This window comes from Pseudomonas sp. D47, from assembly GCF_045447305.1.
Classification (GTDB): Bacteria; Pseudomonadota; Gammaproteobacteria; order Pseudomonadales; family Pseudomonadaceae; genus Aquipseudomonas.
Genome location: NZ_JBJGXU010000020.1, coordinates 81,292 through 95,977, shown reverse-complemented (window position 1 = coordinate 95,977; position 14,686 = coordinate 81,292). Strand labels below are relative to the sequence as shown.

The following is a 14,686-nucleotide window of genomic DNA, read 5'->3' as shown; positions in this document are numbered from 1 at the left end:
GGCGGTTACCCCGCGCCCGCGCGCACGCCCGCTCCCACATTTTGGGTGGTGTTGTGTCAGGGGTAGTGGCTTATGCCTTGGGTTGCAGGCAATCCAGTGCGCGGTCGGCCAGTGTGCGGGCCATGTCGATCAGGTGTTCGGTGGCGCCGGCCAGGTGGCGTTGATCGCCGGTCAGGCCTTGGAGGGTGTCGGCGGCGGTGGCTGCAGCACAGCGCAGCAGGTCGCAGATTTGGGCGAGGGCGTCTTCGAAGCTGAGGTCTTGGTGCACGGTAAAGGACGGTGGTGAGGCGGGTTGCAGGGAGTGACTCAGGGCGCGCTCGAAGACTTCGCGGTCCGGGATGGCGTGGGGCGGGTCCGGGACAATTTTGCTCATGCATAAGCTTCTACTGAAAAGGGGAGCCATCCTGATGTCGTTTCCACACGACAAAGGGTGGCAGCTGTACGCAGGGTGGAAAACCAGGCAGTAGGACCCGGTCAGACCGAAGTCTGCCCACGAACAGCCGCCATATAGCTTTCTGAAGGCGAAAAGAAAACGCCGACATCGGTCTGATGGTGCTGGCGCTTTGCGCCTACTGATTCCCAGGTTTCCACACCCGATCGCTGATGTGCAGCGACAGAGCGAAGGCTAGCCAGTGGCGTGAGCAGGCGCAAGGCCGAAGGATTGTCTAGAAAACTTCCTGCAAATTAAAGGGATATGGATTGCTGGCCTTTAACAATGCATGTCGATCAACCAACACCGATCATATGTGGGAGCTGGCTTGCCTGCGATAGCGCCGGGCCGGCCAGCATATTTGTCACTGCAAGACCGCCATCGCAGGCAAGCCAGCTCCCACAGTTTAGATGGGGGCTAGGCCAGGTATTTGTGAAACCAGCCGAGGGTTCTTTCCCACGCCAGATTCGCCGCCGCCTCGTCATATCTCGGCGTCGAATCATTATGAAACCCATGGTTGGCGCCCTTGTAGATAAACGCCTCATAGGTCGTACCCGCCGCCTTCAACGCCTTTTCATAAGCAGGCCAGCCTTCATTGATCCGCGTATCCAACTCGCCGTAGTGCAGCATGATGGGCGCCTTGATGCGTGGCACGTCCTTGGCCTCCGGTTGACGCCCGTAGAACGACACCGCCGCGCCCAATTCGGGGTAGGCCACCGCTGCCGCATTGGTCACGCCGCCGCCGTAGCAGAAGCCGGTAATCCCGACTTTGCCGGTGCTGCTGTCGTGGTGCATCAGCCATTCGATGGCGGCGAAGAAGTCGTTCATGAGTTTTTCGGGGTCGACTTTCTGTTGCAGTTCCACGCCTTTTTCATCGTTGCCGGGGTAGCCGCCCACGGAGGTCAGGCCGTCCGGCGCCAGGGCGATGAAGCCGGCTTTGGCCAGGCGCCTTGCCACGTCTTCGATGTAGGGGTTCAGGCCACGGTTTTCGTGGACCACCACCACGGCCGGCAGTTTGCCGCTGGCTTTGGCCGGGCGCACCAGGTAGCCGCGCACTGTGCCGTTGCCTTTGGGCGAGGGGTAGGTGATGTAGTCGGCGATGATGTCGGGGTCGGTGAATTTGACTTGTTCGGCCAGCGCGTAGTTGGGGCTCAGGGCCGCCAGCAGCGCGGAGGCGGTGAGGCCGCCGAAGGTGAACAGCGCTGCGCGGTCTAGAAATTCGCGGCGGTTGAGCTTGCCGTGGGCGTAGCCGTCGTAGAGTTCCAGCAGTTCGGGGGCAAAGTCTTTCGCGGTGAGACGAGTCATCGGTGCATTCCTCGATTAGCGGTGCCAGTCAATGTAGACCAGGATCAGCGCACGCGGCCATGGGCGGAATCTGACAGTTGCCGGGTGTCGACGCGCACGAACACCGAGTCGCCGATGGCGGTGAGCACGTCTCCGGCGTACACCTCGCAGACCACGCGGCTTTTACGCCCCACTTCGCCCTCGACCCGCGCGCGCAGGCTCAGCGTTACGCCCATGGGCGTGGGTTTGATGAATTTGATGCCCAGGTTGCCGGTGACGCAGTCGATGCGCGGCAGGCTGCCGGGTTCGCGCTGCTCGGCGCGATAGTGGTAGGCCATGGCGGTCCAGTTGGAGTGGCAGTCCACCAGCATGGCGATCAGGCCGCCGTAGACCAGCTCGGGCCAGCCGCTGTATTTGGCCTCGGGCTGATGCTCGGCGATGACATGGACGCCATCGGCATCCCAGCGGCTCTTGATATGCAGGCCATGCGGGTTGCTGCCGCCGCAGCCGTAGCAAATGCCTTCGGGGGCGGTGGTGTCCTGCAGGGAAGGGGTGTGCATGCAAAGTCCTTATTGTTTCTTTTGGCGACTACTCTGTTTAGCAGGGCACGCACCGAAAGGGAATAAATCCATACCGTGGCGTGTTAGCTCAGCACGTTTGTCCTTTGTTTTGCGGCGTGTTCCATGAAGTGTCGAATGTCCCTGGTCGTCCTGCTGGCCCTCGTCTCTGGTTGGTTTGCCAGCGCCCAGGCGGTGGAATACAAAGACGTTAACCGTACGGCCAGCCAGATCAACTTTACCTTTCAGCAATTCGGGCAGCGGGTGTACGGCACCTTCAGCGACTTTGAGGGCACCCTGAGCTTCGATACGCAAAAGCCCGAAGCGGCGCGTGCGTTGCTCAAGATCCAGCTCGCCAGCATCGATGCCGGCAGCCAGGACGCCAATACCCAGTTGCAACAGGCCGCGTGGTTCGATACCGCGACCTATCCGGTCGGTGTGTATGAATCCAGCGGCGCCACGGCGCTGGGGGATAACCGCTACAAGATCACCGGCAACCTGACGATCAAGGGCATTACGCGGCCGGTGGATATCACGGTGTTGCTCAAGGAGCAAAGCGGCATCGGTGTGTTCGACGGTGAGTTCGTGCTCAAGCGCGCCGACTTCAAGATCGGCGAGGGCGAGTGGGCGGGCAACAGCGTTGTGTCCAACGACATCAACATCAAGTTCAAGATGGTCGCGCCGCAACGCTAGCGTGCGAACCTTTTTGCCCCGGCCACGCAGCCGATCACCGCAACGGTTACCAGCAGCATGCCCAGGCTGACCTGCTCATGCAGCAGGCCCGCCGCCAGCGCCAGGCCAAAGAACGGCTGCAGCAGTTGCAACTGGCCGACGGCGGCGATGCCACCCTGGGCCAGGCCGCGGTACCAGAACACAAAACCGATCAGCATGCTGAACAACGACACATAACCCAGGCTCAGCCAGGCTGGCAGGCTGATGCCGGTCAAGGTCGCGGGCGCCAGGATCACGCTCAACGGCGCCACCACCGGCAACGACACCACCAGCGCCCAGCAGATCACCTGCCAACCACCCAGGCTGCGCGACAACTTGGCGCCCTCGGCATACCCCAAACCGCACACCAGCACCGCCAATAACATCAGCACGTCACCGGCGGGCGCGGCGCTCAAGCCTTGGGCAACGGCATAGCCCATCACCAGCAGGCTGCCGAGGATTGAAAACAACCAGAACACCGGGCGCGGCCGCTCGCCGCCACGCAGCACGCCAAACACCGCCGTGGCCAGCGGCAGCAGGCCGATAAACACGATGGAGTGGGCAGACGTCACGTATTGCAGCGCCAGCGCTGTGAGCAATGGGAAGCCGATGACCACGCCGAACGCGACGATTGCCAGCGGCGCCCATTGGCCGCGCGCGGGGCGTTTCTCCCGGAATAGCCACAGCAGGCACAGCCCCAGCGCAGCGGCGAGGGTGGCGCGGATCATGGTCAGGAACAACGGGTTGAATTCCATCACCGCCAAACGTGTGGCCGGCAGCGAGCCGCTGAAAATCACCACGCCGATAAAGCCGTTGATCCAACCTTGGGTGCTGCTGTCGAGGGTGTTGAGGCGTGAGGTGCGTTCCATGAGGGCGTGCTCGAAAAGGATAAGTTGCGTTTGGCCATCCTAGGATTGAAGATTAAGACAATCAAAAAATTGTCATGGATACATCACCGATGCCACGCGCCCGCTACAAGTCGTTGGTCGACACCTACGCCGAGGACATCCGCAGCGGCGCACTGGCGCCCGGCACACGCTTGCCCACCCACCGGCAATTGGCCGCCGACCACGGCCTGGCGCTGGTCACCGCCAGCCGGGTGTACACCGAGCTTGAGGCCATGGGCCTGGTCAGTGGTGAAACCGGGCGGGGCACTTTTGTGCGTGAGATTTCGTTACCGCCGGGGCAGGGCAGTGGGCAGATGAGCGTCGCAACCGGCATGCTCGACCTCAACTTCAACTACCCGTCGTTGCCGGGCCAGGCCGATATGTTGCGCACGGCTTTGCGCCAACTGGCGCTGTCGGGCGACCTCGACGCCTTGCTGCGTTACCAGCCCCACGCTGGCCGCCTGCACGAGCGCGCGGTGGTGGCGCGGCACCTGTTGAGCCGGGGCCTGAGTGTTGAGGCCGAGCAGGTGCTGGTGGTCAGCGGCGCGCAGCATGGGCTGGCGGTGACCATGATGGCGTTGCTCAAGCCTGGGGATGTGGTCGCCGTCGATGCATTGACCTATTCAGGCTTCAAGGTGCTGGCCGAAACCCTGCACCTGGAAATCGTCGCCATCCCGGTCACTGCCGGCGGCCCGGACCTGGACGCACTGCAACGCCTGTGCAGCAAGCGCCCGGTGCGCGCGGTGCGCGCGGTGTACAGCATTCCGACCTTGCACAACCCGTTGGGCTGGGTGATGAGCCTGGCGCAGCGCGAGCAACTGGTCAGCATTGCCCGTCAGCACCACCTGATAATCATCGAGGACGCGGCCTACGCGTTTCTGGCCGCAGAGGCACCGCCGCCACTGGCGACCTTGGCGCCTGAGTGCACGGTGTACGTCGGCGGGTTTTCCAAGAGCGTCGCCACCGGCTTGCGCGTGGGGTTTGTTGCAGCGCCGGCGCCGTGGGTAAAGAAGCTGGAACGCACCATCATGGCCACCACTTGGAACGTGCCCGGGGTGATGAGCGCGCTGGCCGTGGCCTGGATCGAGGACGGCACCGTCGCGCAGTTGGAAGCGCAAAAACGCCAGGATGCCCAGGCGCGGCAGGCCTTGGCGGCGCAGGTGCTCAAAGGCGTGGAGTACATCAGCCACCCGTCATCGTATTTTCTGTGGTTGCCGCTGGGGGAGGACGCGCGGGCTGATCAGGTCGCCATGGTGTTGCAGCGCGAGGGTATTTGCGTGTCCACCGCCGAGCCGTTTACGGTGTCGGCGATCGTGCCGCATGCGTTGCGGTTGGCGCTGGGCTCGGTGGACATGGCGGCGCTGCGCGAGGCGCTGGTGACGGTGCGCGAAGTGGTGCGGTGGTGAGCCGCACCGATGGCGATCAGTACTTGTAAGCCTGGCGCCCGATCAGCAGCCATTGGCCTTTTTGCTTCTGCCAGACCTGGAAGTTGTCGATGTCGGTGGGCGTGTCTACGCCGCTGTTCACCGCCAGCGCGTGAAAGTGGTTGCGCACCAGGGCGGTGTCGCCGTCCAGGGTGATGGTCTGGTTCTGCATTTCGAGGGTCTTGAAGGCGCTGGTGTGGGTTTCAAGGTCCGCGATAAATTGCGCTTTGTTCTGCACCTTGCCGCTGGAGTGGCCGTAGGTGAGTTTGTCGGAGGTCAAGGCGTGCAGCTGCTTGAGGTCCAGGTGCAGCATGGCTTGGGTCAGTTGGTCGACCGCTTGGGCCACATCCTTCTCGGCGGGGGCAGGCGCAGCTGCGACGTAGCCGGTAAACAGGCACAGAAAACCGATCAGCACTTTGACGTTTGGCATGGGTGCTTCCTTATTGTTGTTAGGGGCGAACACGACAATTTAAGTTGTCGTACAACCATGCAATATTTCGAGCGGTGAAGGAAAGTGAAAATTTGAAATATTTGAAAGTGATGGGCTAAAAGGCATTTTAAGAGCCTGTTGCCCTTGTACGATATCCCAACACATTGGGTGGGTTTCAAGGACTGATCTTGCCGCTTCCTGCCCAAGTAGCACATCGCTATGCTACTGCCGAAACAACAATCGCCCGGTGAACACTATGGATTTTGACTGGCACAGCGACCCCATCACCCGCGCTACGCCCGTGACGCCACACTACAAAAATACCCAGAACGTACGCCGCTTCATGCTTTTACACTGTGGCCCCGCGTTCAAGTTCGACCGGCCATTCATGGCCTGGATTCGCAACGACATTCCCAAGACCCTGGGCGATGTGGTGGTTGAGTGGCAACGTCGAAACGAGGACTCACGCCCATGACACGCGACGAAAAATACCAGGCCGCTCAACAGCGCATTGGCTATCAGCTCAACGAATTCAAAATCGGCGGCAACTACACGCCGTGGGTGCGCGAGGGCAACCACTTGTACATCAGCGGCCAGATTCCCCGTGTGGGAGACACCATCGTGCTGCCGGGCAAAGTCGGCGACAGCCTGACCCTGGCCCAGGCGCAAATCGCCGCCGGTATCAGCGCGTTGCGTTGCCTGGGCTTGCTCAAGCAGGCGCTGGGTTCGCTGGACCAGATCAAGGCCATCCCGCGCATCAACGTGTATGTGCGCAGCGCTGAAGATTTTGATCAGCAAAGTGAAGTGGCCAACGGTGCCTCGGACCTGTTGCACGAGATTCTCGGCAGCGCCGGGGTACATACGCGTACGTCGCTGGGGGTGATGCAGTTGCCGAAGTCGGCGGCGGTGGAGATCGACATGATTGCCGTGGCTCACGGTTGACTCGCACATGATCACTCAGGGCTTGGTGGTACTGATCAACTACGCCACCTACGTAGCGCCTGGGCTGGTGTTGTTTGGCGTGTGGTTTGCGCTGACGCCCAGGGTGCTGACTGCGATGCGCATCCTGATCTTGTTGGCGGCGTTCGTGTTGATGCGTGATGCAATGACGCCGCTGGGCCTGTGGGCGCTCAGCCGCGAGGTGCAGATTGCATTCAGCGCCAATGCGTTCGTGCTGGCGGCACTGGGCGGGCTGTCGGTGTTGCTGATTATGCTGTTGGCACGCATCGCGCCGGAGTTGTGGCGGCTGGTGCGCTGGACCATCGGCAACCCGGTTGTTGGCCTGGGTGCAGGGCTGATAGTTGGCTGTTTGATCGGTGTGCCGCTGCGGGTTTACCAAGGCATCGAGGCCAGCGAGATCCATGGCTACTGGGTCTGGCTGCCGGGCATGGTGGTCTTGGCCTATGGCGCTAATGCATTGGAAGAGGTGCTGTTTCGCGGGTTCTTGCAGGGTTACCTGGAGCAACAACTGACACCATTGCGTGCGGCATTGATCAGCGGCGTAGCCTTTGCGGCCTGCCATGCATTCCTGGCACTGAGCGTGACCCAACTCGGCTGGCCGGTGTTGCTGTTCACCCTGATCGAAGGGTTGGCCTGCGCGCTGGTGCGCCTGCGCTATGGCGTACTGGCGGCGACCGCCACCCACGGCACGGCAATCTTGCTGATTGCCGTGCCGTGGGTGGCTTGAGTTGAAACACAGCAAAATCTGTGGGAGCTGGCTTGCCTGCGATAGCTGTCTTTCAGTGACAAATAGGCCAACTGATCCACCGCTATCGCAGGCAAGCCAGCTCCCACATTTGGACCGCGTTTAGCCTGCTACTGATCGCCGTGCCCTGCATCACTTGATTTGAAACACAGGCCAATGTGGGAGCGGGCTTGCTCGCGAAGGCGGTGTGTCAGCCAATACATCCGGTGACTGACCCAGCGCTTTCGCGAGCAAGCCAGCTCCCACATTTTTTGCCAGCGTCTATTCTGCTGCCAACGGCGGCGTGCGCGGTGGGATCTGGCGTTTGCTGCCGGTGGCTTCATACGCGCACGCAAACCGCAGCAGCGCCGAGTCGTCATAGGCACGCCCGGCGAAGGTCAGCCCCACCGGCATGCCGATGTCTGCCATCACGCCCATCGGCACGGTGACGGTGGGCACGCCCAGGTGGCGAATCGCGAGGTTGCCGTTGGCCACCCAGACGCCGTTGCTCCAGGCAATGTCGGCGCTGGCTTCGTTAACATCGGCATCCGCCGGGCCAACGTCGGCCACGGTGGGGAACAGCACCGCGTCCAGCCCCAGCGTGTCCATCCAGTCTTCCAGGTCGATGCGCCGGGTTTGCTCCAGGCCACGCAGGCCATCCGGCACGGTGCTGATCTCGTTCCACGGCGTGATGCCGCGCTCGGCCATGCGCACGTATTCGTCCATGCCGGCGGCCAGGTCGTCTTCACGGTTGGGCAGGGTGCCGGGGTCGTGTGGGAAGATTTTCGGCCCGTCCACGTCAGCCAGGCGGTTCAGGTGCGGGTCGTCGTTGGCGCGCAGGAAGTCATCGAACGCCCAGGCCGACAGCTCCCACAATTCGTCGTGCAGAAATTCCTTAGAGACCAGGCCGCGGGTAAATACGGTCGGCGCGCCAGGGCGGTCGCCTTCGCAGTTGGACACCAGCGGGAAATCCACCTCGATCACTTCAGCCCCAGCGGCTTCCAGCGCCTGGCGCGCGTCCTGCCACAGGTCGATGACGCTGGCGCGGGTGTTGATCTTTTGCCCAGTCGGCCCGCCGATCCCAGGCTTTTCGCTGGTGCCGGCGTCGGGGTCGGCGTTGATGTACATGCGCGGCACGCCGAAACGTTTGCCAGCGAGGGATTCACTGCTCACCGCCAGCTCCGCATAAGACGCCGGGCGCACCGAAGCCACGCTGGGGATTGGCACCCAGGGTTGCAGGCGCCACAGGTCGCCACGGGTGTCGGGGTCGTCGGCGACCACCACGTCGAGTACTTCGAGCAAGTCGGCCATGGTGCGCGCATACGGCACCACCACGTCCATGGTTGGCGTCAACGGCCAGTTACCGCGCACCGAAATCACCCCGCGCGACGGCGTGTAGGCACACAAGCCATTGTTGGACGCCGGGCCGCGCCCGCTTGACCAGGTTTCTTCGGCCAGGCCGAAGGCGGCGAAGCTGGCAGCCGTTGCCGTGCCCGCGCCGTTGGAGGAACCGGAGGCAAACGGTGCGGTGAGGTAGTCGGCGTTATACGGGCTTTCTGCGCGGCCATACACGCCGCGCTGCATCCCGCCGTTGGCCATCGGCGGCATATTGGTCTTGCCCAGGCAGATGGCGCCGCCGGCGCGCAGGCGTTCAATGGTGAAGGCGTCACGCTGCGCCACCAGTTTGGCGAAGGCCGGGCTGCCGGAAGCTGCCGTCAGGCCCTTGACCAAATAGCTGTCTTTGGCGGTGTAGGGAATACCGTCCAATGGCCCCAAGGTTTCGCCTTTGGCCCGACGTGCATCGCACGCCTGGGCTTCTTTGAGCGCCTCGGGATTGCGCACCACCACGGCATTCAAGGCGGTGGCGGTCTGCGCGCCGTCATAGGCCTCGATCCGCGCCAGGTAAGCCTGGACCAGTTCTACGGCAGTGGTCTGGCCGCTTTCAAGTGCCGCGCGCAGTTGGGCAATGGAAACTTCAGTAACTTGCATCACGTGTTTTTCGCCGCCTTCAAGTGGGAGGTATGGCGGCAGTCTACGTACAGATATTTCACAAAACCAGCGCGGCATAATCCGCATAGCCAGCGCGCATCACTTGCCACGTGGGCTCGTCAGCCGGAATCAGATGTTCGATACGCAGCGAGGTGAGCGTGATGTCCTGGGGCATGCCGAACGTGGTGAAGGTCGACAGGAAGTTCAGCTCGCCCCGGCTTGAGCGGATACGCGTCAACACCAGTGGCGGCATGTCGATGGGCAGTTCGGTACGGGGCGGCGCCGGCAAACTCGTCAGCAACGCCGCCAGTGCCGGGTTGCCCAGAGCCTCGCGCGTGGCGCGTTGCCAGGCGACGGTGCGGATCTCTTCGGCGTTGATCAGGTGATCACCCAGGCCGCCGGTTTGCAGCAGGGTTGTCAGCAGGTTTAGCTCGTTGGCCGCATTCGCTTTGATCCCCACCAGCTCAAATAAAACGCAGGTACTGGCATTGGTGGCGAGGACTTCCCACTGGCTGCCCAGCAGAATCGCCGGGGCGGGGTTGTTGGCGTGCAACACGTGGCTGACCGCTTCACGAATGGCGGCCATGGCCGGTGACGCGAGCGGTGTAGCGGTGTAGCGCGGCGCATAACCGGCGGCGAGGAACACGCGGTTGCATTGCTCCAGCGGGGCGTCCAGGGCCGTGAGCAACGCATGCAACGTGCCCGGGCTCGGCTTGGCGCGGCCGGTTTCGATGCAGCTGAGATGGCGCTGGGAAACACCCGTGATCAAGGCCAGGTCCAACTGGCTCAGCTGGGCGTGTCGGCGCAATTGGCGCAGGTGTTGGCCGGCAGTTGAAGGGTTATCCATGGCCAGATTATGACCTCCGAGGTCATTGCGAGAGGCGCAACCTTATCACTATGTTGAGCCTCGATCATTTCAAGGACGGCACCATGCACAGACCCTATTTCGCCTTGGCCGGTTTGCTGGGATTTTCGCTGTACACCCTGGTCACGATGCTCACGGCCGAGCAATCGCTGCTGGCGTTCGGGCGGGAACTGATGTCTCGGCCGGACACCGCGCAGGTGGTGATCGACCTGTATCTGATGGCGCTGCTGGCGTGTGTGTGGATGTACCGGGATGCGCGCGGGCGAGGGCGCTCGGTTGCCTGCCTGGTGCCGTATTTTTTGCTGACGGCAGTGTTTGTTTCGGTCGGGCCGTTGCTTTACATCGTCGTGAATGGGTACCGAGATGAATGAACTGCTGCCTATCTACGCAGGGTGCGTGCTAGTGCTGTGCCTGAAGATGTTTGCGATTTCTTGCTACCAGGGTTTCTTCCGAATTCGGGGGCTGGCGTTTACCAACCTTGAGGATGCAGCTTTTTTCAGCCGCTCAGCGCAACCGGAAGAACTGCCACACGTCAGCAGAGCGAAAAAGGCCTGGGCGAATGATCTGGAGAACATTCCGCTGTTTTTTGTGTTGGGCGGGTTGTGCGTGGCAGTGGGGAGTTCCAGTGTCGTCACGGTCTGGTTGTTCGGCGGGTTTACAGCGGCTCGTCTGGTACACACGGTGACGTATCTGGCAGGGCAGCAACCCTGGCGTACAGTAGCTTACGTTGTAGGTGTGATGTGCCTCTTCGGTCTCGGCGCCATGGTGGTTTCCAGGCTGATATAAAAAGCGCCATCGTTCGCATTCGATGTGGCGATTCGGGCAAGCCCGCTCGCCACAGGAAGCCCGCTTGCCACAATTAGCTGGGCGAGCCGGCCCCGGTGCGGTAACAGCGTCGGGGTTCGGCCGGTCAGACGCCTTTGGTCGAGGGCAGCAAAATCGTCAGGATGCCCGCCAACGGCAGGAACGAGCAGATTTTATAGACGTACTCGATGCCGTGGTTGTCGGCCAGCAAGCCGAGCAACGCGGCGCCAATGCCGCTGAAGCCAAACATCAGGCCGAAGAAGATACCCGCGATCATCCCCACATTGCCCGGCACCAGTTCCTGGGCAAAGACCACGATGGCCGAAAAGGCCGAGGCGATGATGAAGCCGATCACCACGCTGAGCACGGCGGTCCAGAACAGGTCAACGTAGGGCAGGGCCAGGGTGAAGGGCGCAGCGCCCAGGATCGAGAACCAGATGACTTTCTTGCGCCCGATCTTGTCGCCAATCGGGCCACCGGCAAAGGTGCCGACGGCCACCGCGCCGAGGAACAGGAACAGGTACATCTGCGAGCTGGCCACCGACAGGTGGAACTTCTCGATCAGGTAAAAGGTGAAGTAGCTGGTGAGGCTGGTCATGTAGAAGTATTTGGAGAACACCAGCAGCGCCAATACCACCAAGGCAAAGGTCACGCGGCCTTTTGACAAACCGTGGGTGGCCTTGCCGCCTTGCTTGAGTTTGAACAGGTTGAGGTGGTGGCGGTACCAACGGCTCAAGCCGTACAGCACCATGATCGCGAACACGGCGAACAGCCCGAACCAGGCGATATGAGTTTGGCCGTACGGAATGATGATCGCCGCCGCCAGCAATGGGCCGAAGGCGCTGCCGGTGTTGCCGCCGACCTGGAAGGTCGATTGTGCCAGGCCATAACGCCCGCCCGAGGCCAGGCGCGCCACGCGTGAGGTTTCCGGGTGGAAGGTCGACGAGCCGACACCGACCAGCGCCGCCGCCAACAGGATCAACGGGAAGGTGCCGACAAACGCCAGCAGCAGGATGCCGACCAACGTGCACACCATGCCCGCCGGCAACAGCCAGGGCTTGGGGTGGCGGTCGGTGTGGTAACCGATCCAGGGTTGCAGCAAGGACGCGGTCAGCTGGAAGGTGAGGGTGATCAGGCCGACTTGGGTAAAGCTCAGCCCGTAGTTGGCCTTGAGCATCGGGTAGATCGATGGCAACACGGCCTGGATCAGGTCATTGATCATGTGCGCCAGGGCGCAGGCGCCAAGGACGCGCATGACCAAGGGGCTTATTTGCGGCGTAGTGGTTGCTGTGGCGGGTGGCGCGGTCAGGCTCGACATGCAGGCATTCCATACAAGGCAGCGAACAGGGGCAGTGCGTACTTTAGCGCGCTGCCCGTTTCTAAATGTTGCGGCGTTTATGCTAGATTCGCAGAAAATGCCTGTCTCGCGTAATTCGGGCGCTAACCATCGCAAAAAGGGCGAAATCATCAAATCACTGGATGTATTTCTGCGGGAGATCGACGAAGGCGACTGGGCTGTGATCAGTTCCGCCACCGATTACCCCGAAAACTGGGTGATCCCCGAGCATAGCCACGAGAAGCATCAACTGCTCTACGCCGTCGAAGGCGTGATGGTGGTGTATTCGGCGCTGAACCAATGGACGGTGCCGCCCAATCGCGGCTTCTGGATGCCCTGCGGGCAAGTCCATTCACTGCGCTGCGTGGGCACCCTGAAGATGCGCAGCGTGTTTGTGCGCCCGGACCGCTTTCCCAATTTGCCCAGCGAACCCAAGACCGTGAGTGTGTCGCCATTGCTGAGCGAACTGATCAAGGCCTCGGTCAGCTTGAAGCCGCCGTACGCCGAGGATTCGCGCGACGCCCGAATCATGCACCTGATCCTCGACGAACTCGCCATCCTGCCGGCCTTGCCGCTGTCGCTGCCGCAGCCAGTCGACCTGCGCATCAATCGTATTTGCCAGGCGCTGCAACAGGAGCCGGGCGATGCCTCGACGGTGGCGGATTGGAGCGAGCGACTGGACCTGGATCAGAAAACCATCCAGCGCTTGTTTCGCAAGGAAACCGGCCTGACCTTCGGCCAATGGCGCCAACAAGCACGCTTGCTGCTGGCGCTGGAGCGCATTGCGGTAGGGGAGAAGATCATCGAGGTGGCCATCGAGTTGGGCTATGAAAGCCCAAGTGCCTTTACCAGCATGTTCAAGAAGCAGTTTGGCAAGACGCCGAGTCAGTTTTTTAAATAGTGCATCACGTGACGCTTTGTTATTGCGAATGCCTCTAAAGAACTGTGAATGTTGACAGTTGGCAATCGCGCAGTGAAAAAGTAATTTTGTCAGGCTCAAGCAAAATAGTGGGTGAGCGGCATTAAAGGATAATTCACAGTGAGGTGGCAGTGATGGCTGAAGATGATGAAATTAGTTTGGAAATTACATTAAATACAACCGAGCCTATGGAGATCTTTTACTCCCCCCGTGCGGGAAAAGAGGTGTCCATTAGAAAAATCAAAGCGGCCACGGTTGACTATAAAATTTCACCTAAAATAGGAATCTGCGTATCCCTGTGCGTCCGTGCGCTGGATGGTAGCGGCCTGAAGGAAAAGACGACATTCAGCGTTAAAAATGAAAGTCTATCTAAGATTGACATAGACGCGGGCGGGATGACTACGTTAAATCACGGTGAAAGCATGCAATTAACCTTCGGTCCTGATAAGTCGAGTTATTACGTAGGCCTTACCCCTCCCTACGATGACAGTCCTCATTGAATAATGCTGCGTTAAGAATAGAGCACGTCAACCCGCGGTTTGACGTGCCGCTCAAACCTAATCAGCGCTGGTTCCGCAAGGAAACCGGCCTGACGTTCGGCCAATGGTGCCAACAAGCACGCTTGCTGTTGGCGCTGCAGCGCATTGCGGTAGGGGAGAAGATCATCGAGGTGGCCATCGAGTTGGGCGATGAAAGCCCAAGCGCCTTTACCCGCATGTTCAAGAAGCAGTTTGGCAAGACGCCGAGTCAGGTGCTCGGGTAATTTGGAGCGCTTAAATACGCACTTTATTATTGCGAATGCTTATAAGGAACTGTAAGCATTGACAGTTGGCAATTGCGTCTTACATCCCCATCCTCGACCTTGTTGAAACACATCATTGTGTGAGCGATTTTCATTAAACTGCTAAATAGGGTGGCTGCGATGTTTAAGAATCAAGTCAAGTTAAAATTCACATTGACGACGGCGGGGTCTATACAGCTCTCTTGTGTGAACCTGTATGACAAAACCGAAGTGTTCGAAAGAAAGGTAAGGGGGGCGGTTTCCGATTACACGGTGACGGCTGAATTGGACGGTGCAGTGATCTTTAACGTTCGGGCAATAGACGGGAGTGATTTGAGTGTCAGCGAGACCATAGGGCTCACAAATGAAAGTGATTTTGAGCTTTTTATCACTTCCGAGGCGGAAGTGGAAACTGATTTGAAAAGTCGGCAAAAAGTGGATTTGGTGTTTGGTTCTGGTAGTGAGGGTTATGAAATCGTTATGCCGGAAGAATATAATAACTATCTATAGTCGGCTGAACTATACAGAGTTAATTAAGAAGAGCCTGCGTTGTCCACGCATCATGTTTGACTCTTCTTAATTGGA

The 14,686-nt window shown here is 60.4% G+C and carries 18 protein-coding genes and 1 pseudogene; 11 read left to right on the top strand and 8 right to left on the bottom strand.

The genetic code is table 11. The features are described from left to right. Nucleotides 1-70 precede the first annotated feature (70 nt). The 3 genes from ACI77I_RS15800 to ACI77I_RS15790 all read right to left on the bottom strand — a co-directional run bounded on the left by ACI77I_RS15800 (nt 71) and on the right by ACI77I_RS15790 (nt 2,274). Entirely contained in the window at nt 71-373 is a 303-nt protein-coding gene (locus tag ACI77I_RS15800) for a DUF6124 family protein (RefSeq protein WP_406997929.1), read from the bottom strand. A 474-nt stretch (nt 374-847) separates the two neighbouring features. Then, on the bottom strand, nt 848-1,735 hold the full coding sequence (gene yghX / locus ACI77I_RS15795; RefSeq protein WP_263273182.1) for a YghX family hydrolase: 888 nt from the start codon (nt 1,733-1,735) through the stop codon (nt 848-850). Between the two features lie 44 nt (nt 1,736-1,779). Next, complete coding sequence (locus ACI77I_RS15790) at nt 1,780-2,274, bottom strand: PaaI family thioesterase (protein ID WP_406997928.1); 495 nt, start codon at nt 2,272-2,274, stop codon at nt 1,780-1,782. Nucleotides 2,275-2,409: 135 nt separating this feature from the next. On the opposite strand from ACI77I_RS15790, the gene ACI77I_RS15785 reads away from it, so the two are divergent. After that, a complete protein-coding gene (locus ACI77I_RS15785) occupies nt 2,410-2,964 on the top strand; it encodes a YceI family protein (protein ID WP_406997927.1) in 555 nt (184 codons plus the stop codon). Here ACI77I_RS15785 and ACI77I_RS15780 read toward each other — a convergent pair. After that, a complete protein-coding gene (locus tag ACI77I_RS15780) occupies nt 2,961-3,851 on the bottom strand; it encodes a DMT family transporter (protein WP_406997926.1) in 891 nt (296 codons plus the stop codon). The two genes, ACI77I_RS15785 and ACI77I_RS15780, sit on opposite strands and share 4 nt — an antisense overlap. 89 nt (nt 3,852-3,940) lie before the next feature. Between ACI77I_RS15780 and ACI77I_RS15775 the strand changes: the two genes are divergently transcribed. Next, nucleotides 3,941-5,275, top strand: a complete 1,335-nt coding sequence (locus ACI77I_RS15775) for a PLP-dependent aminotransferase family protein (protein WP_406997925.1) — start codon at nt 3,941-3,943, stop codon at nt 5,273-5,275. Between the two features lie 16 nt (nt 5,276-5,291). On the opposite strand, the gene ACI77I_RS15770 is transcribed toward ACI77I_RS15775, so the two are convergent. Beyond that, nucleotides 5,292-5,723, bottom strand: coding sequence for a nuclear transport factor 2 family protein (locus tag ACI77I_RS15770; protein WP_083358615.1), 432 nt, complete (start codon nt 5,721-5,723; stop codon nt 5,292-5,294). Nucleotides 5,724-5,979: 256 nt separating this feature from the next. On the opposite strand from ACI77I_RS15770, the gene ACI77I_RS15765 reads away from it, so the two are divergent. From ACI77I_RS15765 to ACI77I_RS15755, 3 genes are read left to right on the top strand one after another with little or no spacing between them, the layout of a single operon-like run. Next, nucleotides 5,980-6,198 carry a DUF6434 domain-containing protein gene (locus ACI77I_RS15765; protein WP_094953564.1) on the top strand — a complete coding sequence of 73 codons (219 nt, stop codon included), beginning with the start codon at nt 5,980-5,982 and terminating at the stop codon, nt 6,196-6,198. Continuing rightward, on the top strand, nt 6,195-6,665 hold the full coding sequence (locus ACI77I_RS15760) for a RidA family protein (protein WP_094953565.1): 471 nt from the start codon (nt 6,195-6,197) through the stop codon (nt 6,663-6,665). Before ACI77I_RS15765 ends, ACI77I_RS15760 begins: the two co-directional genes overlap by 4 nt. 7 nt (nt 6,666-6,672) lie before the next feature. Next, entirely contained in the window at nt 6,673-7,410 is a 738-nt protein-coding gene (locus ACI77I_RS15755) for a CPBP family intramembrane glutamic endopeptidase (protein ID WP_406997924.1), read from the top strand. A gap of 279 nt (nt 7,411-7,689) precedes the next feature. On the opposite strand, the gene ACI77I_RS15750 is transcribed toward ACI77I_RS15755, so the two are convergent. Together ACI77I_RS15750 and ACI77I_RS15745 are read right to left on the bottom strand one after the other, a co-directional pair. Then, nucleotides 7,690-9,399, bottom strand: coding sequence for an amidase (locus ACI77I_RS15750; protein WP_406997923.1), 1,710 nt, complete (start codon nt 9,397-9,399; stop codon nt 7,690-7,692). Between the two features lie 55 nt (nt 9,400-9,454). Beyond that, nucleotides 9,455-10,243: a helix-turn-helix domain-containing protein gene (locus ACI77I_RS15745; protein WP_406997922.1), complete on the bottom strand. Its 789-nt coding sequence runs from the start codon at nt 10,241-10,243 to the stop codon at nt 9,455-9,457. 83 nt (nt 10,244-10,326) lie between these two features. Here ACI77I_RS15745 and ACI77I_RS15740 point away from each other — a divergent pair, with 83 nt between their 5' ends. Continuing rightward, entirely contained in the window at nt 10,327-10,632 is a 306-nt protein-coding gene (locus ACI77I_RS15740; RefSeq protein WP_406997921.1) for a DUF2834 domain-containing protein, read from the top strand. Further along, nucleotides 10,625-11,047 carry an MAPEG family protein gene (locus tag ACI77I_RS15735; protein ID WP_094950156.1) on the top strand — a complete coding sequence of 141 codons (423 nt, stop codon included), beginning with the start codon at nt 10,625-10,627 and terminating at the stop codon, nt 11,045-11,047. The genes ACI77I_RS15740 and ACI77I_RS15735 overlap by 8 nt, the downstream gene beginning before the upstream one ends. 124 nt (nt 11,048-11,171) lie before the next feature. On the opposite strand, the gene ACI77I_RS15730 is transcribed toward ACI77I_RS15735, so the two are convergent. Beyond that, complete coding sequence (locus ACI77I_RS15730) at nt 11,172-12,383, bottom strand: MFS transporter (protein ID WP_094950155.1); 1,212 nt, start codon at nt 12,381-12,383, stop codon at nt 11,172-11,174. A gap of 97 nt (nt 12,384-12,480) precedes the next feature. On the opposite strand from ACI77I_RS15730, the gene ACI77I_RS15725 reads away from it, so the two are divergent. The 4 genes and pseudogenes from ACI77I_RS15725 (at nt 12,481) to ACI77I_RS15710 (ending at nt 14,611) form a co-directional block, all read left to right on the top strand. Further along, the gene (locus ACI77I_RS15725; protein ID WP_406997920.1) at nt 12,481-13,302 is read left to right on the top strand and encodes an AraC family transcriptional regulator; all 822 of its coding nucleotides are present in this window, start codon (nt 12,481-12,483) and stop codon (nt 13,300-13,302) included. A gap of 152 nt (nt 13,303-13,454) precedes the next feature. Beyond that, nucleotides 13,455-13,820, top strand: a complete 366-nt coding sequence (locus tag ACI77I_RS15720) for a hypothetical protein (protein ID WP_094950153.1) — start codon at nt 13,455-13,457, stop codon at nt 13,818-13,820. Between the two features lie 53 nt (nt 13,821-13,873). Further along, nucleotides 13,874-14,083, top strand: a pseudogene (locus ACI77I_RS15715) (helix-turn-helix domain-containing protein); the annotation flags it as partial. A gap of 159 nt (nt 14,084-14,242) precedes the next feature. Beyond that, nucleotides 14,243-14,611, top strand: a complete 369-nt coding sequence (locus ACI77I_RS15710) for a hypothetical protein (RefSeq protein WP_406997919.1) — start codon at nt 14,243-14,245, stop codon at nt 14,609-14,611. Nucleotides 14,612-14,686 lie beyond the last annotated feature (75 nt).

What these genes read in the sequence shown, in the direction of transcription:
- ACI77I_RS15765 (WP_094953564.1), top strand. Translation starts at nt 5,980, where the DNA reads ATGGATTTTGACTGGCACAGCGACCCCATCACCCGCGCTACGCCCGTG.
- ACI77I_RS15790 (WP_406997928.1), bottom strand. Translation starts at nt 2,274, where the DNA reads ATGCACACCCCTTCCCTGCAGGACACCACCGCCCCCGAAGGCATTTGC.
- ACI77I_RS15745 (WP_406997922.1), bottom strand. Translation starts at nt 10,243, where the DNA reads ATGGATAACCCTTCAACTGCCGGCCAACACCTGCGCCAATTGCGCCGA.
- ACI77I_RS15800 (WP_406997929.1), bottom strand. Translation starts at nt 373, where the DNA reads ATGAGCAAAATTGTCCCGGACCCGCCCCACGCCATCCCGGACCGCGAA.
- ACI77I_RS15780 (WP_406997926.1), bottom strand. Translation starts at nt 3,851, where the DNA reads ATGGAACGCACCTCACGCCTCAACACCCTCGACAGCAGCACCCAAGGT.
- ACI77I_RS15735 (WP_094950156.1), top strand. Translation starts at nt 10,625, where the DNA reads ATGAATGAACTGCTGCCTATCTACGCAGGGTGCGTGCTAGTGCTGTGC.
- ACI77I_RS15710 (WP_406997919.1), top strand. Translation starts at nt 14,243, where the DNA reads ATGTTTAAGAATCAAGTCAAGTTAAAATTCACATTGACGACGGCGGGG.
- ACI77I_RS15755 (WP_406997924.1), top strand. Translation starts at nt 6,673, where the DNA reads ATGATCACTCAGGGCTTGGTGGTACTGATCAACTACGCCACCTACGTA.
- ACI77I_RS15775 (WP_406997925.1), top strand. Translation starts at nt 3,941, where the DNA reads ATGCCACGCGCCCGCTACAAGTCGTTGGTCGACACCTACGCCGAGGAC.
- ACI77I_RS15760 (WP_094953565.1), top strand. Translation starts at nt 6,195, where the DNA reads ATGACACGCGACGAAAAATACCAGGCCGCTCAACAGCGCATTGGCTAT.
- ACI77I_RS15785 (WP_406997927.1), top strand. Translation starts at nt 2,410, where the DNA reads ATGTCCCTGGTCGTCCTGCTGGCCCTCGTCTCTGGTTGGTTTGCCAGC.
- ACI77I_RS15740 (WP_406997921.1), top strand. Translation starts at nt 10,327, where the DNA reads ATGCACAGACCCTATTTCGCCTTGGCCGGTTTGCTGGGATTTTCGCTG.
- yghX (WP_263273182.1), bottom strand. Translation starts at nt 1,735, where the DNA reads ATGACTCGTCTCACCGCGAAAGACTTTGCCCCCGAACTGCTGGAACTC.
- ACI77I_RS15770 (WP_083358615.1), bottom strand. Translation starts at nt 5,723, where the DNA reads ATGCCAAACGTCAAAGTGCTGATCGGTTTTCTGTGCCTGTTTACCGGC.
- ACI77I_RS15725 (WP_406997920.1), top strand. Translation starts at nt 12,481, where the DNA reads ATGCCTGTCTCGCGTAATTCGGGCGCTAACCATCGCAAAAAGGGCGAA.
- ACI77I_RS15730 (WP_094950155.1), bottom strand. Translation starts at nt 12,383, where the DNA reads ATGTCGAGCCTGACCGCGCCACCCGCCACAGCAACCACTACGCCGCAA.
- ACI77I_RS15720 (WP_094950153.1), top strand. Translation starts at nt 13,455, where the DNA reads ATGGCTGAAGATGATGAAATTAGTTTGGAAATTACATTAAATACAACC.